The sequence below is a fragment of the Rickettsia parkeri genome, from assembly GCF_051427245.1.
Taxonomy (GTDB): Bacteria; Pseudomonadota; Alphaproteobacteria; order Rickettsiales; family Rickettsiaceae; genus Rickettsia; species Rickettsia rickettsii.
Genome location: NZ_CP195774.1, coordinates 637,713 through 662,545, shown reverse-complemented (window position 1 = coordinate 662,545; position 24,833 = coordinate 637,713). Strand labels below are relative to the sequence as shown.

Below are 24,833 nucleotides of genomic sequence, written 5' to 3'. Positions count from 1 at the left end.
GATATTATTGATCTGTGACCTTTCACTGGTATTAAGCGGCTTATTATTCCTCTCTTTCATCCCGTGATTTATTCACGGAATCCAGTAAAACATATAAAAATTTATTTTTATATGTTTATTTTGTTAAACATGTAGTGTAGGTAACAATATTGAAGTTATTTTTCCTGGACCCCGTGGTCAGGCTACGGGGTGACAGTGAAAAACCCATGAACGCTCACCTTGATCTATCTATCTCAGTAAATCATTTATGCTTACTTTAGCTCTAGTAGTTTTATCGACTTGTTTTACGATAACTACGCAATAAAGTCCAGGCTTACCGGCTTCCTTAGCAGGTAATACTCCTGGAACTACAACGGAATAAGCCGGAATTCTGCCGTAAATAATTTCACCTGTATCTCTGTATACTATTTTTGTAGAGCTACCGATAAACACCCCCATACTAATTACTGCTCCTTCCTCTACTATTACACCTTCTGCTATTTCCGATCTTGCACCGATAAAACAATTATCTTCAATGATAACAGGCTTTGCTTGCAACGGCTCAAGCACCCCACCTATTCCCGTGCCACCTGAAATATGACAATGCTTGCCGATTTGAGCACATGAGCCGATAGTAGCCCATGTATCAATCATTGTTCCCTCATCTATATAAGCACCTATATTAATGAAAGAAGGCATAATTACAACATTTTTAGCTATATAAGTACCGGTTCTAACAACAGCTCCGGGCACTTTGCGTATAGCTGCTTCTTTGAATGTATTTTTATCAGTATCTGCAGAAAATTTAGGAGCAACTTTGTCATACCAACTATTATAATTGTTATTATAAAGTTGTGATTCCGTAGTGATAAAATATAGCAATATAGCTTTCTTTACCCATTCATTAACGTGCCAACTATTTTCTTGCTTTTCACACACACGAATCGTACCTTGATTTAAGCTTTCTATACTATCATTAAGAGTTTGCTTTAATGTTATAAGCTTTGAAGAATCTTGAAGAAGTTTGTCCTTAATTTGCCAAGCTTCTTCAATTTCTTTAATAAGAGAGGACATATCTTTTAACTGTTTTATTGCCAAAAATAATAAATGAGATTATCATGAAGTCAAACATAATAATTATAATTAACTATGCATATTACTTGCCCAAATTGCCAAACAAGATTTATTGTTACAAGCAATCAAATAGGTATTAACGGACGACGAGTAAAATGTTCCAAATGTAGCCATTTGTGGTATCAGAAATTAGACTATAATACTAGTACATTAAATGACTTTAAAGATAAAGTCAACACGGGAACTATTAAAACTCCTATTAAAAATCATTACAATGCTAATGTGCCGGTTATTTTACCGTATATTCCTCCTAAGAAAAAATATAATATATTTCCAATATTATGGACTAGCTTTATAATTTTTTGTTTAGTGATATTACTAATAGATAGCTTTAAATTCTTAGATAAATATGATCAATTAAAGATAGAAGAAATTAATTTAGGCAAATCTCGTCATATAGGCGGTATGAAGATATTTTATAAATTATCTAATGAGTCTGATTATTTAATTTCCGATCCTATAATCAAAGTAAGAGTAATGGATACTAATAATCAAGCTTTAGATGAATATGTATCAATTACAAAACTACAAACAAAAATCCCTGCAAAACAAGCAATATATCTAGAAATGAATATTGAAGGGATCCCTATTACAGCAAAATATATTGATATTGTTATAGGTAATAGATTAGGACTTTTATTTAAGTGAGGATGTTGTTGCATAGACCGACAAAATCTACTGTCATCCTGTGGTTTAACCACGTGATCCATCAAAACAATTAAAACACTATTGAGTATTGTACGAATGTTGCTGTTGACCTGAGTATAAAGGCAATTGATGTCATTCCCACGTAGGCGGAATCCAGTAAAACATATAAAAACTTGTTTTTATATGTTTATTTTTATTAAATATGTAACCTATATTAAGGTTGTCTTGTCCCTACCTTTGCAGGAATGACATAGGGGCTATGCAACAACATCACTTAAAAATAAAAATACCCATAAGCCGAAGCTTATGGGTATTACTAAAGATATAATAATTTTTTTGTGTATTAGGAAATACCACAAGTTGAGGTATTACTATCACTTGATACCATATCAACAATATCTGGAGCTTTAAATAATATAATGATTGCAGTAACTACCACTAAAGCTACTTCCCACTGCAATTTTCCTCTTAATGTTTGAACTCCCAGAACAATTATACCGACAATAGCTATACTTTTTGCAGTATTGCCTCTGAATACTCTAATTACCCTACATAATGCATTACCTACAGGATCGCCGACCGTATTATTACCTAAGCTATCAAAAGCTACCATAATAATAGCCACGCTTAGAATAGTAAATAATATGCGTAATGATAGATTATAATCGATTAATTCTTCGTTTAATTTACGAATAGGAAAGCTCATATGTTTTACCTCAATAAAATAATTAGTATTTGAAAAATAATGTACAGTTTATTTATATATAAATCAACTCCTAAATATATGCAATTTTAATTAATATGCAAAAACATTTTAAAAACACTTATTTTAAGTAACATTATAATCACATATAGTATAATTTAACTTCCAAATATATAAACAAACGTAAATAAAAATAACCAAACCACATCTACAAAATGCCAGTACCATGCAGCACATTCAAACCCTAAATGTCCATTACCTTCTGTAGTAAAATCTCCTCTTTTTGCTCTAAAGTAGCAAACTATTAGAAATATAGTACCTATAATTACATGAGCTCCATGAAAACCCGTGGCTAAATAAAAATTAGAAGCATATATACCATCTGTAAATTTAAACGCCGCATGGTAATATTCATATGCCTGCATAGTTGTAAAAAATATTCCAAGCAATATGGTAAGAGCAAGTGCAGTTACACAATCTTTTTGATTTTTTTCTTCTAAGGCGTAGTGAGCCCAAGTAACGGTCGTACCTGATAAGAGTAGTATTAAAGTATTGATAAAAGGAATATCAAACGGCTCAAAAGTTTTAATTGTAGGTGGAGGCCAAATGCCCTGCTTTACAACCCATACACCGTCTAAAAGACCTACGGGTGATAGACTTGATTTAAAAAAAGAAGCAAAAAATACGCCAAAAAATACTATTTCCGTTAAGATAAATAACGCCATACCTATTTGCAAACCTTTTCTAACAGGACTAGTATGCTGATGTTCGACTATTCCTTCTTTCACTATATCTCTCCACCAAGAATATAAACAGTAACCTACTGAAATAATCCCTGCAGATAAAATATATATATTAAATTTGTATCCATGCATGAACGAGACGCCGCCTATAACCAAAAGAAGTAAAGCAAAAGATGTTAGGACGGGCCAAGGGCTTGGGTCTACTATATGGAATAAGTGCGATTTAGTAATAGAATATGAATTATTTAAAATTATTTTTTGACTCATATTGCTACATATTGTTATTTTATATTTCCTAATTATCACCAATAACAAACTACAAAAGTAATCTGCTATTCGCATGAGTGAAAATAAATATAAATTATTATTGATGTAAAAGCAAATGCTAGAAGGAGAGTATATAGAAAATATACCCCCAACTCAGAATTACATTATTTATTATCAATGACAACTAAAATCTCTTGACTCTTTATATTATTCAACTAATATATAGACCGCTAATAATGTTTAAACTCCATTGTTGCAAGACCCATCTGTCAAAACTTAATATTAAGTTATGCCAGGAGTCTATTATTACAAGTGAGTAAAATCATGAAGTATAATGGAGGTTGTTGTCTTACAGCAACGGATCTTAACCCCTGGCCCCTTTATTTATTAATTCTAAAAAATACAAATGCAAAAAATAAAGAACAAATTTAAAAAAAGTTTTTCTTTTCATCACCATTTCTAATAATATTACTAATGTTTTTTTATTATCTTCTTAATATCTTAGAAGTAAAATATTTCTAGATTTTTTAACTAATTAAGTTGTTAACTCTAAATTTTCTTACTTAAAATTATAGAGATACGACAAATTATCTTCACTATTTTACTAGTTATTTCTGCAAATATTGCCTCAGTACTATCATTCATTATAGCAATATTTTTATGTTCAATTTCATCAAGTCGAAATTTAATAATATTATTTAATAATTCTGACTCAACATTTTTATTTTCTAAATAATTTATTTGCTGTTCATAATGTTTTTCTATTACTTCTTCTACACTCTCGGTAATAAGCATCGCCGTTTTTATTCCCATCAAGGAAGATAAAGCACCAAGTAAAAATCCGTAATGATGCCAAAAAAATAATAAAAACGTGGGTCTCACTTCTTTTTCCAGTAATTTTTTTTCAAAATAATTTAAATGCACTTCTTCGTGGTCAAGCATTTCTTTAATCAATATACGATCATTTTGAGATTTAATATATTTTAGCTGTCCTTGATAAATTCTTTTTGCACCATATTCTCCGGCATGATTAACTCTAATTATCTCGTGAATTTGTTTGTCAGGGTCAGAAAAATCAGGTCTAGGCATAATGTATACTCGTTTAATTTGAAAAATTGGCTACGTCATCTTATAAGAGCTACGGTGCTCACGTATTAAGGGTGCTCACGTATTAAGTATACGCTCCGCTCCTCGCCTTATAGTCTCCTTGCTCTTTTCCAAATTAAACTTCGTCTACTCTTCATTTACTTTGGAGTATACTTTGGAATAAATCGAAACTAGCAGGATTTAACTTATAATCCACTTCTGCCTGTTGTAGCACTTTTAAAGTCTTTAGACATTCAGTGAGGCTAAGACCGTTTGCTATCTTCGTAAAATCATTAATATACTGATAGAAAATCGGTGGTGATAATGATTTTATTGCGAGTTCCAAACGCTCACCGTTTTTTACTTTCGACAAAACTATATATAAACTTAAATAATGCCTTATTAATGCTCTAATAATTAAAACTTCATTGATATTTTGTTTTTTTAATATATCAAGCTCTTGCAGAAAATTACTATAATCTTTTTTTGAAAAATACATTGCTAAATCACTGCCGTTTGCCGTAATTTCGCTACTTATAACTTCTAGAACGTCGTTTAAAGTAATTTCGCGTGCGTCGTGAACAAAATATATTAATTTATTTATTTCGCTACAAATTAAATCATGATCACCTTTTAAATGAGCTTTTAAATAAGTGATAGCTTCTTTACTTATAACTTTATTAGTTTTTTCTACTTTACCTAAAATAATTCGTTCAATTTTTGCTTCATCATCATGATAACAAGCAACTGCTGCTAAATATTCTTCCGTTTCAAAAAACTTTCTAATGCTCCCACTAGAAGTCATTTCTTCACCTATAAATACAGGAAAATTTATATAATCACTGTTTAGAATTGTTTTTAAATTCTGATCGATTGAATTCCCAACCGATCTAATTTTAATTAATTCTTTTTGACCAAAAAAATTAGACGAATTAAGTAATATTTCTAAAGATGAAATATTAAGATCTGCGTATTCTATAGAAGTTTGTAGCATATTTAAGCTTTGTACTAAATGCTTACAAATTTTTTCTATATAACCTTTATCAGGACCATATAGTAAAAGAGCTCTAATCTTTCCGGATGTTATTAGTTCAAATAATCTACCTATTTGTGAAAAATAAAATTTCATAACTTAACTATTTCCGTGTAAAATATAAAATTAATCTGCTACGAATTTCTTCTGCTGCTTGATATGCCAAGTCTATTCCTGTTTTATCTCTTTCAACATTTGTCGCATATGGTGTAAAAATAGCATTATATGACGTGTTTTGGTAAAACTTCTCTTCAATTAAAACCTTTTGGCTTTCTATATCAATTAATTTATATCTAACTAATTGATTAATATATTCCCTTAAAACATTGGAGTTTTTTTCAATAGTAGCAGGCATAGTTGTTGCGATAAGCTTTACTTTAAGCAGGTATTTTGCTTGTGCTTTCTGAGGTAAAATACTAGTTAAACGATGATAAAACTCAGCCCCTTCAATTGTTCGAATTGGTTCAACTTCAATAGCTTCTAAATCATTATTTCTACTGTATTTTTCACTATATACCGGTTTTAAATTACAACTGCTCATTAGAAAGAATATAATTATTACAAATAAAGAACGCATATATTAGATTAAGATTGGTTTTTTTATATTAATAACAGTTTATTGCGATTTTGTGAAAGAAAATTATAATAATGAGCATTTATTAATATTTATAATAATATGTTAATTTATGTTGACATTAATAAGTGAGGCTTGTATGCTGCCACTTCAAAATTTTTAAGGTATTAGATGTTATTACATAAACTTGTTCTAAGTATTCCAATACACATACACACAGCATTGGTAAAAATAAGAGCACATTTTCTCATACTAGAAAAAGTAATTTTAACAAAATATAGCTTAACAGAAAATATTGAAACGCTCAAAGTAAATACAGATGAAGCTAACACTGTAAAGATTACAAAAGAGGATTTAAAAAAATCTTTTGAGTTATATGAAGAAAAATTGATAATATTAGCACAAAAACTATCATTACAAACATCAATTAGTTATGATGCTTATAACCCTCAAACAGAGTATTACCCATTGATAGGAGAAGATGGAAATATCAATTATATCCCTATCACCGAATTATAATATTTTAAGCTTTAAATTTAATCGGTAAGTTTTACATACTTACCGTTTTTTATTAAAGAACTCTCTATATCTTCCTTGCAAATCTAATACTCTATGTTAAATTTACAAGGAAGATGCTTGTCCGATAATTTACAAAATTTTTATACAAGCTCCATTATTGTATGCTTATTTTTTCCGATTATAGACATATCATCTCTAAATATTTTATCTTCTGCCCAACCATGCCATGGTTCTATATTAAGCCGGTCTATAATATCTCGTTCACAATTTTGCAATATTTCTAATATTTCTTTACTAGTATTATAATATGATGGAGTAAGACCTGAAGCATCTTTGATCATTACTAAATAAGGATTTTTTAAGTTTTGATAATCTCTTTGTTAGCAATTCCTGTAACTGCTGAATGTAATACTGTTGAATCGTTATAGGTTATCTTTGTTACGTATTTAGCTAATTCTAATATTTTTTCAACTAATGTTTTATCCTCAACCGCATCATGTAAGATATACTTATTATTTTTATCAAATAGAAGTGTAGTGCAGCTTCATCATTCTTGTCTATTAATGCTTTGAATTTTCTTAAGAAGCTTCTTTTTTAGAAACATCCCTCTCTATATCATCATCTGAACGTGGTGATGTTAGTGAATGCTGAGTATTAGAGTTATTACTATTTTTTGTAAAAAACTTAAAAAAAGATGTTTTTTGTTTTATCTACTGTAGGTATTTGTTCTTTAGTCATTAATTCTCCTAAATTTACTAATTATTTTAGGAGAAATTGTTAATTAGCTATGTTTCTTAGGTGGTGAGTAAGGGGCGTTTTTTCTGTCATTGCGAGGAAATTGCATAGCAATTGACGAAGCAAAATCTCAGGAGAGTTTGTTATTATTTCATGAGATTGTCACGCAGCCTACGGCTGCTCGCAATGACGGTTTTAGTATGTATCCACGCAACAATGCTGTCTCGCTTTTGCAGGAATAACATAAAGAATATTTATCAATCCACTCAAAAATGACCTAGTTGGCGAACTACTCTGAGCTAATTTGCAATTCTCCTAAAATATAAGATTATAAATTTAAGAATAATAACGCAACAAACCAAGTTGAATTATATATTACTTCATCGATTAAGAATTGTTAATTTATCACAATGTCATTAGTTACTGAAGTTTTATATTTTCCATATCCCAATCATGAGAAATAGTATTATACTTTAATATATAAGGCTTAGTATCTATAGAATCTAGAGTTACATCAGCAATCATATCATCATGCGACGAGATAAGTTCATTATAACCGAAATTAGCATAATAAGGTTGATAATTTCTAAATCTAACCGTTATAAACTTCTCTTTGGTAATAGCAGGCAAGAATTTCACCAAATCATCAAGATTACTTAAAGCTAAATCTTTCATCTCAAAAATTTGCAATCTATAAACATTTTTATAATCTTTAGTAAAAAACGTTGGTATAGAGCTAAAGCTACTACCGGATTGAACGGAAGCTATACTTAGAGCTTTAAGAGGAATACCTGATTTATTACTAAAATAATCATCGGCTTCAAAAAATACTGCACCGCCGAAATTTATCATTTTAGCGATTTTATTATTGTTCACATCATATAAATCTACTGCTTGTTCTAGCTTTTTTCCGTCACGAAATATAGTAAGTTTAATAGCTATTCCTTTGAAATTATCCATTTCTCTATCAAATAATGCTAGATTGCCGCCGAGTTCCTTATCATTAACTGCCCAAATAATATCACCGGCTTTTAAAGATTTTGCGGCAGGTGATCCGGCTAGAACTGCCTTAATACTTATCACTCTATTTCTACTATCAGGAAATTTCTTTATATATTTATCCATTTCTTCTTTAGGGAAATTGTGATGTCTCACTGCTTTATTTAAAGAATATAACTCGCTTATTATTCCTATATGTTTTCTGCCTGGTTGTTTATTATTCTTTAAACTTTCTAAAGTGCGAGCTACATAATCACCGTGCAGCGCTAGAGAATGAGTTTTACCGCCACCATATAATACTCCTATAGCCTCAATCTTATCGTTTAATACCGGTGAACCGCTAGCACCTCCTGTAGTATTTAAATTAATAACATAAGTACATTGCGGCATTAAACCTTCAATATTATAAAGATCGGACAAATAACCGGTATGGAAAGAAAAACCTTTTGCTTCTGTGTTACCGACTACAAAAACCTTTTGATTTAATTTTGGCAATTCGCTTGCAAAAGATATTTGCGTTGCTGATGCCGGTATATCTTTACTCTCTACTTTTAAAACGGCATAATCTTGCCAAATATCGTAATAGATAAGTTTTGCTTCTGCCTGCTCACCGTTATAAAAAGTAACAAAATAAGTTCCGATAGACGCACCACCAACAACATGAGTATTAGTAATTATATAACCGTTGTTCTTATCGTTGATAAATCCCGTTCCAGTCCAACTACTTGTATCGTCATATGCCGATACGGCAATTCTAGTATCGATCGTTACGATTGCTTTCTTTGCTTTTTCAAATATACTAGTGCTTGTTTCGCTAGATGCTAAAACTATATTATTTAGGAAAACTAAATTAATAATAAATAAAAGTTTTAGTAAAATCGGTAGTTTTTTCATTGTCACCTCTTGTAAAATCATTTAAGCCACACTATATCAAATCAAAAGTCATAATAAAATAAAAAAAAGAAAACGAGGAATCTTATGGGAAAAGTAATAGGTATCGACCTTGGGACTACCAACTCTTGTGTTGCGGTCATGGAAGGTAAAGAACCAAAGGTAATAGAAAATGCAGAAGGTGAAAGAACTACGCCGTCAATAATAGCTTTTGCAAACGGTGAAAAATTAGTCGGGCAATCTGCTAAGAGGCAAGCAGTAACTAACCCTCGCAATACTATATATGCGGTAAAGCGATTAATCGGTAGAAATTTTATCGATCCTATGGTTAGGAAAGACCAAGGTATTGTACCGTATAATATAGTTAAAGCCGATAACGGGGATGCATGGGTCGAAGCGGATAATAATAAATATTCACCAAGTCAAATTAGTGCATTCATTTTACAAAAAATGAAAGAAACTGCTGAGAATTATTTAGGAGACAAAGTAACACAAGCAGTAATTACCGTACCTGCTTATTTTAATGATGCACAGCGTCAAGCAACGAAAGACGCCGGTAAAATAGCAGGTCTTGAGGTCCTTAGAATAATCAACGAGCCGACTGCTGCAGCTCTTGCTTACGGTTTCGAGAAATCGGCAAGTAAAACTATTGCAGTATACGATCTTGGCGGCGGAACATTCGATGTTTCAATTCTTGAGATCGCTGACGGTGTTTTTGAAGTGAAATCAACAAACGGCGATACATTCCTTGGCGGTGAAGATTTCGATACAAGAATATTAAACCATTTAATAGATGTATTCAAAAAAGAAAACGGTATAGATTTAAGTAAAGATCCTTTAGCACTTCAACGTTTGAAAGAAGCCGCGGAAAAAGCTAAGAAAGAGCTATCTTCTGCAGTAACTACCGATATTAATTTACCTTATATTACGGCTGATAGTAGCGGTCCAAAACACTTAAATATTAAATTTACTAGAGCTGAACTAGAAAAATTAGTAGATGATTTAATTGAAAAAACAATTGAGCCTTGCCGTAAAGCATTACAGGATGCAGGTTTTAAAGCTTCTGATATTCAAGAAGTAATATTAGTAGGCGGTATGACTAGAATGCCGAAAGTACAAGAAGCCGTAAAAAAATTCTTCGGACGTGAGCCGCATAAAGGCGTAAATCCCGATGAGGTTGTAGCTCTCGGTGCTGCTATTCAAGGCGGAGTACTTAATAAAGAAGTAACGGATATATTATTATTAGACGTTACACCTCTATCCCTTGGCATTGAAACTCTTGGCGGCGTATTTACAAGATTAATTGATCGTAATACTACTATACCTACTAAGAAAAGTCAGATATTCTCAACTGCTGATGATAACCAGCATGCCGTAACTATTAGAGTATTCCAAGGTGAACGTGAAATGGCAAAAGATAATAAATTACTTGGTCAGTTTAATCTCGAAGGTATACCTCTTGCACCAAGAGGTTTGCCACAAATAGAAGTAACGTTTGACATTGATGCTAACGGAATAGTGCATGTTTCAGCTAAAGATAAAGCAAGCGGTAAAGAGCAGAAAGTAACTATTCAAGCTTCCGGTGGTCTTAGCGATGCGGAAATTGAACAAATGGTTAAAGATGCCGAACAAAATGCTGATGAAGACAAAAAGCGTAAGGAACTTATTGAAGCAAAAAATGCTGCCGATAGTTTAGTTTATTCTACTGAAAAAACTCTTACAGAATATGGCGATAAATTATCATCAGACGATAAAGGAGCTGTTGAAGAAGCACTAGCCACTTTAAAAGCCGTGCTTGAGTCGGAAAATACTGCTTTGATTAAAGAAAAGACCGAAAGTTTAACTGCAGCTAGCATGAAAATCGGTGAAGCGATGTATAAAGCACAAAGCGAGAGCCAACCTGCTGCAGAAAGTGCCACTAATGATGAAAAAATAGTAGATGCCGACTTTCAAGATGTAGAGAAGAAGTAGAAGTAATTTCGTCATTGCAAGGAGCGAAGCGACGTGGCAATCTCGTTAAATATCCTGAGATTGCTTTGTCAAATTACTATGTAATTTTCCTCGTAATGACGTTACAATCTCATTTTATAAATTAACTTATGTCACAAAATTATTACCAAATACTAGGGGTTAGTAAAACAGCTAGCCAAGCTGACCTTAAAAAAGCCTACCTCAAGCTAGCCAAGCAATATCACCCTGATACTACTGATGCTAAAGATGCTGAAAAGAAATTTAAAGAAATCAATGCCGCTTATGATGTTCTAAAAGATGAGCAAAAAAGAGCTGCTTATGACCGTTTGGGACACGATGCTTTTCAAAATCAACAATCACGAGGGGGAGGAGGAAATCATGGCGGTTTTCACCCTGACATTAACGACATATTCGGTGACTTCTTTAGCGACTTTATGGGAGACAGCAGAAGATCATCACGCCCAACTTCAGCTAAAGTTAGAGGCTCAGATTTAAAATATAATCTGACAATTAACCTAGAGGAAGCATTTCATGGTATAGAAAAAAATATTAGCTTTTCTAGCGCAGTAAAATGCGATACTTGTCACGGTAGCGGTTCTGAAAAAGGTGAAACCGTAACTACTTGCGATGCTTGCAGCGGTGTTGGAGCGACTAGAATGCAGCAAGGATTCTTTACGATCGAACAAGCTTGTCATAAATGCCAAGGTAACGGACACATTATAAAAAATCCTTGCAAGAAATGTCATGGCATGGGACGTTACCATAAACAACGAAATTTATCGGTAAACATTCCTGCCGGTGTTGAAAACGGTACTAGAATAAGACATACCGGAGAAGGGGAAGCAGGTATTAGAGGCGGTAATAGCGGTGATTTATACGTTGATATAACAATAAAACCACATGATATTTATAAAGTAGACGGAGCAAATCTACATTGTAAACTACCTATTAGTTTTGTGAATGCTGCTCTTGGAGGAGAGATAGAAGTACCGGTAATTGAAGGCGGAAAAGTAAACTTAACAATTCCTGCAGGCACACAAAACGGTGATCAATTAAGGCTACGCAGCAAAGGTATGTCTAAAATGAGATCAACTATTAGGGGTGATATGCTTACGCATATTCATGTCGAAGTACCTAAAAATTTATCTAAAAGACAACGTGAATTACTAGAAGAATTCAAAAAAGAATCCATAAATGAAAAAGAAAATGACGGCAGCTTTTTTAATAAAATGAAAAGTCTGTGGTCGTAAATTTTATTTACCTTTCCTATAGCAATGAAACCTCCAATATTATAAAATATTATTTGCATAATATTACCGGAGGTTTTTATGCCTTATAAGAATAATAACGATTTACCTGATTCAGTTAAAAATCATCTTCCGAGCCATGCTAAGGATATTTATCGCGAAGCTTTTAATCATGGCATTTGAACCATATAAGGATGCCGATAAAAGACGTGGAAATGACTCTAGAGAGACAGTTGCACATATAAGTAGCATGGTCGGCCGTAGAAAAAAAATACCATAAAAATGATAAAGGACATTGGGTAGAGAAATAAGTCCAAGAATATAGACCTATTCTTCTAGGGGTAATTTGTACGTCGATCCGGTACTCGAATCCTTAAGTACAAGTGTACGCTGCGATTCTGCATTCTGTGTTTCCCTCAAATTCCTCCCTATAAACGAGTTTCTGAATAGGTCTAATTTATAAGTTTGTGAGATTTTAAATTGAATCCTTGAAATTCTGTAAGCCTATATGTATATTTAGTTATTAACTGAATTTAAGTTCTTATGAAATTAACAAAATTATTGAGTACCCTTTTAGTTATAGGGTTAGTTTTAGGCGGGTGCAAAAACAAAAAAAACAGTGATGACATAGTAGTCCCTATCGCTACCCTTTATAATGAAGGTATTACCTTATTGGAAAAGAAAAAATATAAGAACGCTGCAGAAGAATTCGGAAGAGTATTGTACCAGCATCCAGGTAATGAAATGACTCCGCAAGCCGAATTGATGCAGGCTTATTCTTTATTTCTCGCCGCTCAATATGAAGAAGCGGTTGATGTGCTTGATATGTTCATTAAGTTGCACCCTGCAAATGTTGACATTGCTTATGCATATTACCTTAAAGCATTATCATATTATATGTTAATTTCAGACGTAAATCATGATCAATCTAGAACTTTCCTAGCTAAAGATAGTTTTGAAGACGTAATAGCAAAATTCCCAAATACTAAATATGCTATTGATTCATCTTTAAAAATTGACCTAGTAAACGATCATTTAGCAGGTAAAGAGATGATGGTAGGTCGCTTTTACTTAAAGAAAAAGAATCCGATGGCAGCTATAAATAGATTTGAAGAGGTAATTGATAATTATCAAACTACTTCTCACTCGGTAGAAGCTCTTTACCGTTTAGCCGAGAGTTATATGATGCTTGGACTTCCGGATGAAGCAAAAAAATATGCCTCAGTGCTAGGTTACAACTATCCTGATAGTCAATGGTATAGTTATGCGTACAGGCTAGTTCAGAACCACCAAAATTAAGCGGCATATGTTCTACAGTCTCTCAGTTAAAAACTTCATTCTGATAGACGAGCTGGAAATTGAGTTTAATAAAGGTTTATGTGTTATTACCGGTGAAACGGGAGCCGGTAAATCTATTTTACTTGATGCTATTTTATTTTGCTTAGGTTATAAAACTTCAAATAATATAATAAAGCGTGGAAAAGATTACGCTGTTGTTAATATACTATTCTCTTTAAATGAAGAAATAAAAAATTTTCTGGTTCAAAATTTTATTGAACCTGAAGAGTTATTATTTGTAAAGTGTCTGCAAAAAGCCGAAGGACGAAAAAATTTTTTCATTAATAATCAAGTGGTTACTAAAGCTCTTATGCAGCAATTAGCTACTTATTTATTCGAGCTTCATGGACAAAATAATAATATTTCTCTTCTAGAAGCAAATATGCAGCGTGATATTTTAGATAGTTATGGAAATCTTTTGGACTTTCGAGCGGAGCTTTCCAAATGCTATCAGGCTTGGCAAAATACTCGGAAAGAAATGGCCGAAATAACACTTAAGCAAAATTCTATAGAACAAGAAATTGATTATTTGAGCTTTGCAACGGAAGAATTAACTAAACTGAACATTCAAACAGGTGAAGAAGAAAAATTAGCAAATCTACGAAAAGATTTGCAAAATAAAGATAAGGATTTACAGCTAATAAAAGATATTCTAGAACAGATTAATAACCCTGAAATAAATACATCGATTAATAGAGCAGAGAAATTATTAGCAAGGCAAGGCAACAATGAGCGTTTTGAAGCTATCATTACAAGTTTAGAGGAAGCCTATAATAATCTAGAAGAAGCACGCCAAGAATTATCAAATCTGTTAGATAGTTTCAATTATGAGGAATATAATCTTGAAGAAACAGAAGAAAGATTATTTTTAATAAAAGCTATTAGCCGTAAATATAATGTTCCTGCTGATGCGTTAGGTGTATTTTTAGATAAATCTTTAGAGCAGCTCAGTATATTAAAAAACAAAATAGCAAATAGTAATGAGTTGAAAGCTCAAGAAGTACTACTGCAGAAAAAATATTATGAACTAGCGAGTAATTTATCTGCAAAGCGTCTTATTGTTGCAAAACATCTAGAAGAATCGTTGCATCAGGAGCTAAAGCAGCTTAAAATGGCGAAAGCAATTTTTGAGATTGAGATAAATGCTAAAGAACCAACAGCCGACGGTAATGACGATATTGTGTTTAAAGCGTCTACTAACCCGGGAACGGCAGCTGCAGCAATTAATAAAATCGCTTCCGGCGGTGAATTATCAAGATTCATGTTAGCTTTAAAAACTTCTTTGTTTGATAAAATGATAAAACCATCTATTATATTTGATGAAATAGATGTCGGGATTGGCGGAGAGGTCGCAGATAAAGTAGGTGAGCGATTAAAAAAACTTAGTAGCGTTACTCAAGTAATAGTTATTACGCACCAACCGCAAGTAGCAGGTAAAGCGGATTTGCATATAAAAATCGAGAAAACACAGCTAGAGAAAGAAACGAAAGTAACGGTAAAAGCTTTAAATTTAGCTGAAAGACAGGAGGAACTCGCCCGCATGATTTCAGGTAAAACAATCACCAAAGCAAGTTTAAAAGCAGCAAAGGAGTTGTTGCATTTGTATAGGCACTAGCGGTACGGTTTTTATGTCATTCCTGCGAAAGCGAGAATCCAGAAACATAACCTTAATATTGCTACAAGAAATTACATATTAATTAACAAATAAACCTATAAAAAACAAGTTTTTTATAGGTTTTACTGGATTCCCGCTTTCGCGGGAATGACATAATAGGGAACATATGAACAACAACTACACAAAATTAGAAAACGAATTTGCAACCATCTCACATTTTAATAATATCTTGAGCATCTTATACTGGGATGTTGACGTAAATATGCCTATGGGTTCAGGTGAGAGTAGGACAAACGAAATAGTAACTTTAACGTCGCTAGTTCATTCTATGCTCAAATCTCCTATTCTAAAGGAGCTACTTAGCAAGGCAAAAGAAGAATCAAAGAACCTTGATGAATGGCAGAATGGTAATATTAGAGAGATTGAGAGAAAAGTAACAGATGCAAATTGTATTGACGAGCAGCTACAAAAGAAATTGGTAGCAGCTACTACTAAAGCCGCACTTGTTTGGCGAGAAGCAAGAAAACATAACGACTATAATTTATTCAAATCACACTTACAAAAAGTCTTAGATTATACGAAAGAAGTTGCTAAAGTACGAGCAGATGCTTTTAATTGCGGATTATACGACTCATTAATAGATATGTTTGATCCAAGCAGAAAAAGTAGCGAGATCAAACAAGTTTTTTCAGTACTTAAAAAAGAACTCCCGCAGCTCATAAATAAAGTTTTAGAAAAACAGAAAACCGAGAAAGAACTAGTAAAACACAGCAAACTAGCTCCTGAAATGCAAAAGCGTATCGGAAAACGCATTATGGGAATTATGCAGTTTGATCTAACAAAAGGACGATTAGACGAATCGACGCATCCTTTTTGCGGTGGAACTCCAAACGATATACGTTTAACTACTAGGTATGATAAAGATAATTTCATAAGCGGTTTAATGGGAATTATTCACGAAACAGGACATGCTTTATATGAGCAGAATCTACCGGAAATGTATAAAGGGCAGCCTGTTGGGCTTGCTAAAGGTATGGCATTCCATGAAAGCCAATCTTTATTTATGGAAATGCAAGTAGGTAGATCAAGAGAATTTACCGAATTTTTAGCTAAATTACTTAGAGACGAATTTGCTGTTAAAAGCGAAGAATATTCAGCAGCAAGTTTATATAGAAAAATTACAAGAGTGACGCCTGATTTTATAAGAGTAGATGCAGATGAAGTAACTTATCCGATGCACGTAATATTACGTTTTGAGATAGAGGAAATGCTTATCAATGGCGACTTGAATCTCGATGAATTACCAAGCTGTTGGGATAGTAAGATGCAGGAATATTTAGGCGTTAAACCGGTAAGTTTTAGTAACGGCTGTCTTCAAGATATTCATTGGTCACACGGAAATTTCGGTTACTTTCCCGCCTATACAAACGGTGCAATTATCGCATCAATGGTGATGAAAAAAGTAAAAGAGATGCATTCAAATATAAAAGATGATATATTAAAGGGTGATTTTAGTAATCTAAATAATTATCTAAATAAGAATTTTAGAAATCTCGGTTCGTTAAAAAATTCAGCCGATTTATTAAAAAGTGCTAGCGGTGAGGAAAAAATCAGCCCTAAGGTGTATATAAGATATTTAGAAGGGAAGTATTTATAGTAATAAAATCGTTGCGAGGAAATTACGCAGTAATTGACGAAGCAATCTCGGAAGAATTGCTGAAATTGCCACGCTCCTTGCAGTCGCTTGCAATGACGGCTTATGACAACAACTAAACAATACAAACAATAATATGGAAGAAGACTTTAAAACAACAGATTATTTATTTGGCGGGAATGCTGTTTTTGTTGAAGAGCTATATAAGCAATATCTAGCCAACCCTGCCTCGGTTGATCAAACTTGGCAAGAATTTTTTGCCGGCATTAAGGATAATAATACTTTACTCAACAAAAGTACGGCAAAAATAATTATCCCTGATGAAATAAAAAAAGAATCGTTAAATAATAATTTATCTTCTGAAGACTTAAATAGTTTAAAAGCTAAGGAAATGATCAATGCTTATCGCAAGCATGCTCACTATTTAGCGAATCTTGATCCGCTTGGTCTTGAGCTACGTAAAACAAAAAATGATTTAAAGCTTAATATAGAAACTTTTGGTCTTGATAGCGGTCATCTAGAAGAAAATATCAATATTACGGATGAATTTGTCGGTACTTGGAACTGTAAATTATCTGAATTAGTGACCAAGCTCGATAAAGTTTATACAGGTTCTATAGGTGTAGAGTTTGAGCAAATAGAAAATGTAGCAGGAAAAAACTGGTTATATAATAAGCTAGAAAGCGAAGTTACGTTTTCTTCTGAAGACAAAAAAACTATCTTAAATGATTTAGTAGAAGTAGAAGGGTTTGAGCAGTATTTACATACAAAATTTCCCGGAGCTAAGCGTTTTTCCATTGAGGGTGGTGATGCTTCTATAGTTGCTATGAGTAAAGCTATAGATTTATCCATGCATCAGGGCGTCTCAGAAATCGTTATCGGTATGGCACATCGAGGGAGATTAAACACTCTAACTAAAGTAGTAGGTAAGCCATATAAAGCCGTTATTGCTGGCTTCATAAGCGGCAGCGTATTTCCTGATGAGCTAAATGTTTCAGGCGATGTAAAATACCATTTAGGCTATTCGTCCGATAGAACTCTAGAGGATAAGAAAATACACTTGTCGCTAGCCGATAACCCTTCACATTTAGAAGCGGTAAATCCTATAGTTGCAGGAAAAGTAAGAGCAAAGCAAGATATTCTTGGAGATACTAAACGCAGCAAAGTCAAAGCTATTTTAGTGCATGGCGATGCTGCTTTTTGCGGTCAGGGCGTGGTTGCCGAGAGTCTATCAATGTCACCTTTAGCTGCTTATGATATCGGCGGGATATTGCATTTCGTCATTAATAATCAGTTAGGTTTTACGGCTAACGCTGCAGATACTAGAGCTAGTAGATATTCTACGGAGTTTGCTAAAATCATAGCTGCCCCGATTTTACACGTTAACGGTGACGATATAGAAGCAGTGTTAAAAGCCACCAATATTGCGGTAGAATACAGGCAGAAATTTGGTAAGGATGTTGTAGTAGAAATTATTTGTTACCGTAAATATGGGCATAATGAGGGCGATGAGCCGATGTATACTCAAGGCAAGATGTATAACAGTATTAAAAACAAACTGACCCCTGGAAATATTTACGCAAATGAGTTAGTAAAAAGCGGTGTAATCGACAATAATTATTTTGCTAAGTTAAAAGAAGAATTTAAAGCAAAACTAGATAAGGAATATGAGCAGGCAAAAAGTTATAAGCAAGAAGCACATTTCTTAGGCGGATTATGGCAAGGTATTTCTCGTACTCGTACACAAGCTACAATAACGGGTATCAGTAAAAAAACATTACACGATTTAGGCACTAAACTATGCGAAATACCGAAAGATTTTGCCGTTAATCCAAAACTTGTAAAACTATTTGAAGCTCGAAAAGCCACTCTAACAGCTGATCAACCTATTGATTGGGCGACGGCAGAGCAGCTAGCTTTTGCAAGCTTACTTGCTTCAGGCACAAATATAAGGCTAACCGGACAAGATTCGGGACGCGGTACTTTCTCGCATCGTCATTCAGTATTGCACAACCAAATTGATGGTACTACATATATACCTCTAAATAATTTATCTAAAGAACAAGCAAAATACGAGGTAGCCGATAGTAATTTATCTGAATATGCGGTGCTTGGTTTTGAGTATGGTTATTCACTCGCAAACCCAAAAAATTTAGTTTTATGGGAAGCACAATTCGGTGATTTTGCTAATGGAGCTCAGATTATTTTTGACCAGTTTATTTCAAGCAGCGAAAATAAATGGCTTCGTATGAGCGGGCTTGTGGTTTTGTTACCTCATGCATTTGAGGGACAAGGACCGGAGCATAGTTCGGCAAGACTTGAGAGGTTCTTACAACTGGCGGCTGAGAATAATATGTATGTTACATACCCTACTACCCCTGCTTCGATTTTCCATCTGCTACGTCGCCAAATACTTGATGATACCCGTAAACCGTTAATCGTAATGTCGCCGAAATCATTATTACGTCATAAATATGCCGTATCTAAACTTGACGAGCTAGGTGAAAATACTACTTTCTTACCAGTTTTAGATGAAGTAACTAAAGTAGATACAAACAATATTACTAAAGTAATTTTATGCAGCGGTAAGGTATATTACGATCTATTTGAAATGCGTGGCAATAACAGTAATATAGCGATTATTAGGCTTGAGCAATTATACCCTTTTGAAAAAAAACTTGTAGCATCGCTATTAAAAAAATATAATAGGACGCAGGAATTTATTTGGTGTCAGGAAGAACCAAAGAATATGGGAACTTGGTGTTATATAGTTGCTCACTTAAACGATGCTTTAAAAGAAGCAGGAATTAAAAATGAATTCAAATATGTAGGTAGAGAGGAATCAGCCTCTCCAGCAGTAGGCTCGCTGCAAGCACATAATAAACAGCAAGAGAAGCTATTAAGGACAGCATTGGGAATATGATTCTTAGGGTATTGCCTAATAATCATCATTGCGAGCGACTAAAAGGAGCGTGGCAATCTCAGGAATTTGCCTGAGATTGCTTCGTCGACGCTTATAGCGTCTTCTCGCAATGACGATAAAACTATACAGGGCGATGCTATACAAATATAGGAGTAAAATAAATTATGAGAGTTAAAATTATAGTACCGTCGCTTGGGGAGTCCATAACGGAAGCAACTATTGCCAAATGGTATAAGAAAGAAGGCGATTCGGTTAAAACCGATGAATTACTGTTAGAAATCGAAACCGAAAAAGTGACTTTAGAAATTAATGCTCCTTGCAATGGTACTATAGGTAAAATATCGAAAACTGACGGTGCAAATGTAGCAGTTGGCGAAGAAATAGGCGAAATAAATGAAGGAGCATCTGCAAATACTGCCGGTACTAATAATGAACCTGCTAAAGCTCAAGCAGTAACACAACCTACTTCAGAAAAACCTGCCGTGGCTAATAATACTCTTGCTCCTTCTGTACAAAAATTAGTTACCGAAAATAAGCTTGACCCCAATAATATAAAAGGAACAGGTAGAGACGGTAGAATTACCAAAGGTGACGTGCTTGCAACAATAAACACTACGACTACTTCTGCTCCTGCAATAAGTAAATCTAATGAAGAAAGAGTGCAGCGTGTTCGTATGTCACGCTTGCGTAAAACTATTGCACAGCGTTTAAAAGATTCACAAAATACAGCAGCTATTTTGACTACTTTTAATGAAATCGATATGTCAAAAGTAATTGCTTTGCGTAATCAATATAAAGAAGAGTTTGAGAAAAAGCACGCTGTGAAACTTGGGTTTATGTCTTTCTTTGTTAAAGCAACAATTGAAGCTTTAAAGCTTATTCCGTCGGTAAATGCTGAAATAGATGGCGATGATTTAGTATATAAAAATTACTATGATATAGGTGTAGCTGTCGGAACAGAGCAAGGGCTTGTTGTACCGGTTGTTAGGGATGCCGATAAAATGGGATTTGCCGAAGTGGAGAAAACTATAGGAATTTTGGCTAAACAAGCTCGTGAGGGTAAGCTTTCTATGGCTGATTTGTCAGGTGGAACATTCTCGATTTCTAATGGAGGCGTATATGGCTCATTATTATCTACACCAATTATTAATCCTCCTCAATCAGGTATTCTAGGCTTACATAAAACCGAGGAAAGAGCTGTAGTTATAGACGGTAAAATTGAAATACGTCCGATGATGTATATAGCTTTATCTTACGATCATCGTATAATTGACGGGAAAGAAGGAGTATCGTTCTTGGTAAAAATTAAGCAGCTTATTGAGAATCCTGAAAAGTTATTGTTAAATTTGTAAAAAATTGTCATTGCGAGCAGCCGTAGGTTGCGTGGCAATCTCATGAAATCATAACAAACTCCTGAGATTGCTTCGTCAATTACTTCGTAATTTTCCTCACAATGACGTGGTCCTGTTTTTACTCTTTGAAAAAAAAGTAAAATCATTCAAAGAAAGGAAGTATATAATAATGATAAAATGTACTCGTCGTATTGAGTTCGATGCAGGACATAGAATTATAGAACATCAAAATAAATGTCAATTCCTGCACGGTCATCGCTATGTTCTTGAGATCGCTATAGCCGCAAACAAAACCGATAAACTTGGTATGGTAATCGATTTTGGTTTAATTAAGGATTTAGCTAAAAAATGGATTGATGAAAATTTTGATCATAGCTTAATCCTACATCAAGACGATAAGGAAATGGGGCAGCAAATAGAAAATTGTACCGGTCAAAAAATATATTACATGCAAAATAACCCGACTGCAGAAAATATAGCGACGCATTTAAAGAATGAAATTTTTCCTAAACTTTTTGTAAGTCAAAACTTCTTCGTAACTAGCCTCAAACTATATGAAACACCGAATTGTTTTGTTGAGGTTTAGGCATGCAAGATTGCTGTTTAATTTTAACTACTACTAATGATTTCCAAATTGCCGAGAAAATAGCATCTGTTTTGTTAGAATTAAATCTTACTGCCTGCATTCAAATTGACGATGTCAAAAGTTACTTTAGATGGAATGGTAGAGTAACTTTAGAAACTGAATATAGACTTGTAATTAAAACAAAATCTTCTAATTATAATGAAATTGAAAATAAACTCCTTGAAATTCATAATTATGAATTACCACAAATAATAAAAATAAATATTGACTATGGCTTTCAAAAGTACTTAGAATGGATTAATCAAAATAATAAATAAACTTATAGTTGAGTAAATTTAAAAATTAAGTAAGTAAATTATGAAATTATGGCAAAAAGTTACCTTAGGGTTAATCTTAGGTATTATATTTGGTATATACTTACCACAATACGTTAATTATATTAAACCTATCGGTGACATTTTCTTACGTTTGATAAAAATGATCATTACCCCTTTAATTTTCTTCAGTTTGGTTTCCGGTATCACTAGTATGAATGATAATTCTGCCCTTGGTAGAGTAGGCATGAAAGCGGTAGCCGCTTTTTTAGGTACTACTTTTTTTGCCACGGTTTTTGGACTCACTGTTGCCTTAGTATTAAAGCCAGGAGTAGGCGTACATATAGATTTCACCTCTTCAGGAACGACAAACAGAACTTCATTTAATATAATTGATTTTTTTGTAAATATCGTCCCTGATAATGCTGTTGGGGCTTTTGCAAACGGTGATGTCTTACAAGTTGTATTTTTTGCTATTTTTGTTGGAATTACCTTAAACAAAATGAAATCTATCGGTGAACCTATTACTGATTTAATTCATGTAATGTCAAAATTAATATTAAAAATGATATCGTTTGTTATTCAATTATCCCCTTACGGTGCTTTTGCTTTAACAGGCTGGATTGTAGGCATGCAGGGAGTTGAGGTAATGATTAGTTTATCAAAACTTGTTGTAGCGGTAGTTGTGGCGATGACATTCCAATATTTAGTTTTTGGCTTACTTATATGTGTATTCTGTCGTGTTTCACCTATACCTTTTTATAAGAAAAGTTTTGAGTATCAGATACTTGCTTTTTCTACTTCAAGCAGTAAGGCAACTCTTGCAACTACTATGCAAGTTTGTCGTGCAAAGCTTGGCATTTCAGAGTCTAGTACTTCGTTCGTACTTCCGATAGGTGCGTCAATTAATATGGACGGCTTTGCTATAAATTTATCTCTTACCACCATATTTTTTGCTCAGATGATGGGAGTAACGCTTGCTCCTCACGACTATTTAGTCATTATTCTCACCTCAACACTTGGATCTATCGGTGGTGCCGGTATTCCCGGTGCCTCTTTGATAATGCTTCCTATGGTTCTTTCTTCGGTTCACTTACCTATAGAGGGAGTAGCAATTATTGCTGGTATTGACCGAATACTTGATATGCTACGTACTACTATCAATATTACCGGCGATGCAACAATTACTATGATTATAGATAACAGCGAAGATACTTTAGATAAGGAAGTATATTTATCTTAATGATATTGCTAACTAAGACCAGACATTGTCATTGCGAGCAACTATAAGCATTGTTGTCTGAATTGAAAAATGCGTTTTATGTCATTCCCGCGAAAGCGGGAATCCAAGGAAAAGCGAAATTAAAATATAGTTATCAAAAAGAAGATAATAGAATAGAATTTTTACAAGGTGATTCTAATAAAGTAGAGGCAATATTCCCAAAAGAAAAAATATCTGAAATAGTACATCCTATACTTTGAATAGAAGATACTCATATTAATACTATAGGTATTTTAGAATATTTTTGAAGAAGGGGATTATTTCATCATTGAAGATACTAATATTGACTATAATAATGCGTGCTATGATGTTTGGAGAAAAATTTTAGATGAAAAAACTTGTATAGCAACATTAGAAAATTTAAACAATAAAATCGTTAGATTAACTAGCTGGTTGAAAGAAAACAAAGATTTATATTTAGTAGATACAAAATATGTAAATTATACAAAAGAAATTAAAGATGCCGTAAATAATAATGCAGAAATTATACATATAAAAAATATCGATCAAAAAAATTATAATATAAGGACTCCATATTTTGTCATATGTATGGAGTAATAGGGATAATTGGTAGTTTGCCTGTATTATATAAAGAAGATAAGAATATTATTAGAGCAGTAGCACCAAGACGTAATTCGCATAATGAACATAGCTCTCAATCGCCGTATTATTCTACGTCAGAAGCATGTAAAGTTCTATTAGCATCCACCGCTATCTAATCTCAAGCTCTTTTCCCTTTGCAATCTTTAATTTTTTGATCCGCTCCATATTCTAATAAAATACGAGTAGGTTCAACATTAAGATATGATGATGCATAATAAGGGAAGTCATTCCGGTTTTAGAATTTTGAACATTAGGATTAACACCTAACTTAAGCAAAAGTTTTATTAAATCAAGATTATTTCTTTCTGCGGCTAGCATCATTCCGGTAATACCGTCTTCATATCTTAAATTAGGACTCATTCCCTGATTAATTAAAAGTTTGGCAATTTCCGGCTTCATAAATCCTATATTTATATGGATTAAATTCATAGGTGCACCACACTTTAATAAAAAATCGGCAATTTTTATATTATTATTCGATATAGCATAATCTAAAGGAGTCCAGCCCAAGTATGGTTGATTTACTCCATATCCCTAATCTAATATTTTTTTACTTCATCAATATTATCTGCTTTAATAGCATTTGCTATCGGTGTAATTGGATTTTCGACTTTTTGATCATACTCAACACCATTCA

The 24,833-nt window shown here is 33.3% G+C and carries 26 protein-coding genes; 16 read left to right on the top strand and 10 right to left on the bottom strand.

Annotated features, from left to right (window positions below; all coding sequences use genetic code 11):
* Positions 1-228: 228 nt before the first annotated feature.
* Complete coding sequence (gene dapD, locus ACSFFC_RS03710; protein ID WP_012719460.1) at positions 229-1,053, bottom strand: 2,3,4,5-tetrahydropyridine-2,6-dicarboxylate N-succinyltransferase; 825 nt, start codon at positions 1,051-1,053, stop codon at positions 229-231.
* A 75-nt stretch (positions 1,054-1,128) separates the two neighbouring features.
* Between dapD and ACSFFC_RS03705 the strand changes: the two genes are divergently transcribed.
* On the top strand, positions 1,129-1,761 hold the full coding sequence (locus ACSFFC_RS03705; RefSeq protein ID WP_010976905.1) for an MJ0042-type zinc finger domain-containing protein: 633 nt from the start codon (positions 1,129-1,131) through the stop codon (positions 1,759-1,761).
* Between the two features lie 343 nt (positions 1,762-2,104).
* On the opposite strand, the gene ACSFFC_RS03700 is transcribed toward ACSFFC_RS03705, so the two are convergent.
* The 5 genes from ACSFFC_RS03700 to ACSFFC_RS03680 all read right to left on the bottom strand — a co-directional run bounded on the left by ACSFFC_RS03700 (position 2,105) and on the right by ACSFFC_RS03680 (position 6,170).
* Complete coding sequence (locus tag ACSFFC_RS03700; RefSeq protein ID WP_014410422.1) at positions 2,105-2,467, bottom strand: TrbC/VirB2 family type IV secretion system protein; 363 nt, start codon at positions 2,465-2,467, stop codon at positions 2,105-2,107.
* Positions 2,468-2,622: 155 nt separating this feature from the next.
* A complete protein-coding gene (locus tag ACSFFC_RS03695; protein WP_014410421.1) occupies positions 2,623-3,474 on the bottom strand; it encodes a cytochrome c oxidase subunit 3 in 852 nt (283 codons plus the stop codon).
* A 549-nt stretch (positions 3,475-4,023) separates the two neighbouring features.
* Positions 4,024-4,563 (bottom strand): demethoxyubiquinone hydroxylase family protein, encoded by a 540-nt coding sequence (locus tag ACSFFC_RS03690; protein WP_012719456.1) that lies wholly within the window; start codon positions 4,561-4,563, stop codon positions 4,024-4,026.
* A gap of 151 nt (positions 4,564-4,714) precedes the next feature.
* Positions 4,715-5,689, bottom strand: coding sequence for a DNA polymerase III subunit delta (gene holA / locus ACSFFC_RS03685; protein ID WP_014410420.1), 975 nt, complete (start codon positions 5,687-5,689; stop codon positions 4,715-4,717).
* Positions 5,690-5,696: 7 nt separating this feature from the next.
* Positions 5,697-6,170, bottom strand: coding sequence for a hypothetical protein (locus tag ACSFFC_RS03680; protein WP_012719454.1), 474 nt, complete (start codon positions 6,168-6,170; stop codon positions 5,697-5,699).
* 168 nt (positions 6,171-6,338) lie between these two features.
* On the opposite strand from ACSFFC_RS03680, the gene ACSFFC_RS03675 reads away from it, so the two are divergent.
* Positions 6,339-6,686 (top strand): hypothetical protein, encoded by a 348-nt coding sequence (locus tag ACSFFC_RS03675; protein ID WP_014410419.1) that lies wholly within the window; start codon positions 6,339-6,341, stop codon positions 6,684-6,686.
* A 140-nt stretch (positions 6,687-6,826) separates the two neighbouring features.
* Here the strand turns inward: ACSFFC_RS03675 and ACSFFC_RS03670 are convergent, their stop codons facing one another.
* Both ACSFFC_RS03670 and ACSFFC_RS03665 read right to left on the bottom strand, forming a co-directional pair.
* Complete coding sequence (locus tag ACSFFC_RS03670; protein WP_010976898.1) at positions 6,827-7,027, bottom strand: hypothetical protein; 201 nt, start codon at positions 7,025-7,027, stop codon at positions 6,827-6,829.
* Positions 7,028-7,841: 814 nt separating this feature from the next.
* Positions 7,842-9,335, bottom strand: coding sequence for a S1C family serine protease (locus ACSFFC_RS03665; RefSeq protein WP_014410418.1), 1,494 nt, complete (start codon positions 9,333-9,335; stop codon positions 7,842-7,844).
* A gap of 63 nt (positions 9,336-9,398) precedes the next feature.
* Between ACSFFC_RS03665 and dnaK the strand changes: the two genes are divergently transcribed.
* From dnaK to ACSFFC_RS03650, 3 genes are all read left to right on the top strand, one after another.
* Positions 9,399-11,282: a molecular chaperone DnaK gene (dnaK, locus tag ACSFFC_RS03660; RefSeq protein ID WP_014410417.1), complete on the top strand. Its 1,884-nt coding sequence runs from the start codon at positions 9,399-9,401 to the stop codon at positions 11,280-11,282.
* Positions 11,283-11,410: 128 nt separating this feature from the next.
* On the top strand, positions 11,411-12,532 hold the full coding sequence (gene dnaJ, locus ACSFFC_RS03655) for a molecular chaperone DnaJ (protein ID WP_014410416.1): 1,122 nt from the start codon (positions 11,411-11,413) through the stop codon (positions 12,530-12,532).
* A gap of 78 nt (positions 12,533-12,610) precedes the next feature.
* Complete coding sequence (locus tag ACSFFC_RS03650; protein WP_014410415.1) at positions 12,611-12,712, top strand: ChaB family protein; 102 nt, start codon at positions 12,611-12,613, stop codon at positions 12,710-12,712.
* A gap of 144 nt (positions 12,713-12,856) precedes the next feature.
* Here the strand turns inward: ACSFFC_RS03650 and ACSFFC_RS03645 are convergent, their stop codons facing one another.
* Entirely contained in the window at positions 12,857-12,949 is a 93-nt protein-coding gene (locus ACSFFC_RS03645; protein ID WP_231282974.1) for a palindromic element RPE1 domain-containing protein, read from the bottom strand.
* A 123-nt stretch (positions 12,950-13,072) separates the two neighbouring features.
* Here ACSFFC_RS03645 and ACSFFC_RS03640 point away from each other — a divergent pair, with 123 nt between their 5' ends.
* The 11 genes from ACSFFC_RS03640 (at position 13,073) to ACSFFC_RS03590 (ending at position 24,312) form a co-directional block, all read left to right on the top strand.
* The gene (locus tag ACSFFC_RS03640; protein ID WP_004996548.1) at positions 13,073-13,828 is read left to right on the top strand and encodes an outer membrane protein assembly factor BamD; all 756 of its coding nucleotides are present in this window, start codon (positions 13,073-13,075) and stop codon (positions 13,826-13,828) included.
* Positions 13,829-13,835: 7 nt separating this feature from the next.
* Positions 13,836-15,482, top strand: coding sequence for a DNA repair protein RecN (gene recN / locus ACSFFC_RS03635; RefSeq protein WP_014410413.1), 1,647 nt, complete (start codon positions 13,836-13,838; stop codon positions 15,480-15,482).
* A gap of 166 nt (positions 15,483-15,648) precedes the next feature.
* A complete protein-coding gene (locus ACSFFC_RS03630) occupies positions 15,649-17,139 on the top strand; it encodes a carboxypeptidase M32 (protein WP_014410412.1) in 1,491 nt (496 codons plus the stop codon).
* 133 nt (positions 17,140-17,272) lie between these two features.
* The gene (locus tag ACSFFC_RS03625; RefSeq protein WP_014410411.1) at positions 17,273-20,059 is read left to right on the top strand and encodes a 2-oxoglutarate dehydrogenase E1 component; all 2,787 of its coding nucleotides are present in this window, start codon (positions 17,273-17,275) and stop codon (positions 20,057-20,059) included.
* 164 nt (positions 20,060-20,223) lie between these two features.
* Positions 20,224-21,411: a 2-oxoglutarate dehydrogenase complex dihydrolipoyllysine-residue succinyltransferase gene (odhB, locus tag ACSFFC_RS03620; protein WP_014410410.1), complete on the top strand. Its 1,188-nt coding sequence runs from the start codon at positions 20,224-20,226 to the stop codon at positions 21,409-21,411.
* Between the two features lie 169 nt (positions 21,412-21,580).
* On the top strand, positions 21,581-21,997 hold the full coding sequence (locus ACSFFC_RS03615; RefSeq protein WP_004996555.1) for a 6-pyruvoyl trahydropterin synthase family protein: 417 nt from the start codon (positions 21,581-21,583) through the stop codon (positions 21,995-21,997).
* Between the two features lie 2 nt (positions 21,998-21,999).
* The gene (gene cutA, locus ACSFFC_RS03610; protein WP_012719443.1) at positions 22,000-22,314 is read left to right on the top strand and encodes a divalent-cation tolerance protein CutA; all 315 of its coding nucleotides are present in this window, start codon (positions 22,000-22,002) and stop codon (positions 22,312-22,314) included.
* Positions 22,315-22,354: 40 nt separating this feature from the next.
* The gene (locus tag ACSFFC_RS03605; protein WP_004996557.1) at positions 22,355-23,554 is read left to right on the top strand and encodes a dicarboxylate/amino acid:cation symporter; all 1,200 of its coding nucleotides are present in this window, start codon (positions 22,355-22,357) and stop codon (positions 23,552-23,554) included.
* Positions 23,555-23,607: 53 nt separating this feature from the next.
* Positions 23,608-23,793, top strand: a complete 186-nt coding sequence (locus ACSFFC_RS03600; protein ID WP_014013930.1) for a hypothetical protein — start codon at positions 23,608-23,610, stop codon at positions 23,791-23,793.
* Between the two features lie 193 nt (positions 23,794-23,986).
* A complete protein-coding gene (locus ACSFFC_RS03595; RefSeq protein ID WP_155813487.1) occupies positions 23,987-24,151 on the top strand; it encodes a hypothetical protein in 165 nt (54 codons plus the stop codon).
* A complete protein-coding gene (locus ACSFFC_RS03590; RefSeq protein WP_196792913.1) occupies positions 24,139-24,312 on the top strand; it encodes a hypothetical protein in 174 nt (57 codons plus the stop codon). The genes ACSFFC_RS03595 and ACSFFC_RS03590 overlap by 13 nt, the downstream gene beginning before the upstream one ends.
* Positions 24,313-24,364: 52 nt before the next feature.
* On the opposite strand, the gene ACSFFC_RS03585 is transcribed toward ACSFFC_RS03590, so the two are convergent.
* Positions 24,365-24,706 carry an ankyrin repeat domain-containing protein gene (locus ACSFFC_RS03585; RefSeq protein WP_014410409.1) on the bottom strand — a complete coding sequence of 114 codons (342 nt, stop codon included), beginning with the start codon at positions 24,704-24,706 and terminating at the stop codon, positions 24,365-24,367.
* Positions 24,707-24,833: the final 127 nt, after the last annotated feature.